This is a genomic window from Halobacillus sp. BBL2006, assembly GCF_000786645.1.
Classification (GTDB): domain Bacteria; phylum Bacillota; class Bacilli; order Bacillales; family Halobacillaceae; genus Halobacillus.
Genome location: NZ_JRNX01000980.1, coordinates 1 through 715 on the forward strand (window position 1 = coordinate 1; position 715 = coordinate 715).

General features: G+C 46.4%; 1 protein-coding gene. It reads right to left on the minus strand.

Annotated features, from left to right (window positions below):
• Positions 1 to 491 precede the first annotated feature (491 nt).
• Positions 492 to 715: SMP-30/gluconolactonase/LRE family protein (locus LD39_RS21535; RefSeq protein WP_035553992.1), on the minus strand; the 224-nt coding region annotated here is incomplete at its 5' end.

A 715-nucleotide genomic window follows, 5' to 3' on the forward strand; every position in this document is an offset into this window, starting at 1 on the left:
TTGAAGGGGAAACGACTCGCTTTCCGGGATCTTGCCTAGCCCCTTCTCCCGCGGGAGTCTCGCCGTTTCCCCGTCAACCCTGCTTTTTTAGCAATGAACGGCCCACCTTATATAGGAAGGAGAGTTTATAGAATATTTTTCCAGGAACTGCGTTATCGTCGATGTGGTAGTGCTTGGAACGACTAAATCTCCAGCTTTGCAGCAAAGCTTCCTCAATAAATCGTGCAATTAGCGCAAGTATGATATCGAGATGACCACTTGGCAAGGGGCGTTGGGGAAGGGGGAGACTCCTGTGGGATGAGAGTACAGAGTGAGATCCCGCAGGGCGGACGCCCACGGAAAGCGACTCCTTCCCCAACGCCGCTTATTCCACACACAAATATCTCGAAATCAAGTCTTCCAGACAACTGCACTTTAGTTGAATACCTTTCATTACCTATTTCTTCATAACCATAAAAAAGCACCTCTCAATAGAGATGCTTTTTAACGATTCACCCTTTAAAGGGGAAAGACTCACAGCCACGGACATTTGTTTTCACTTTAAAGAGTCCACCTGCTTGTGGATATTCCTGCAACTTTTCTTCACTCATGTCTTTTCTTGCTGTTGTAATGAACAATTCATTCATATCCTTCCCGCCAAATACACAGCATGTGACGTTAAGAGCTGGGACCGGAATTCCCTCTAATTTTTCACCTGTAGCAGGGTTCCATCTGG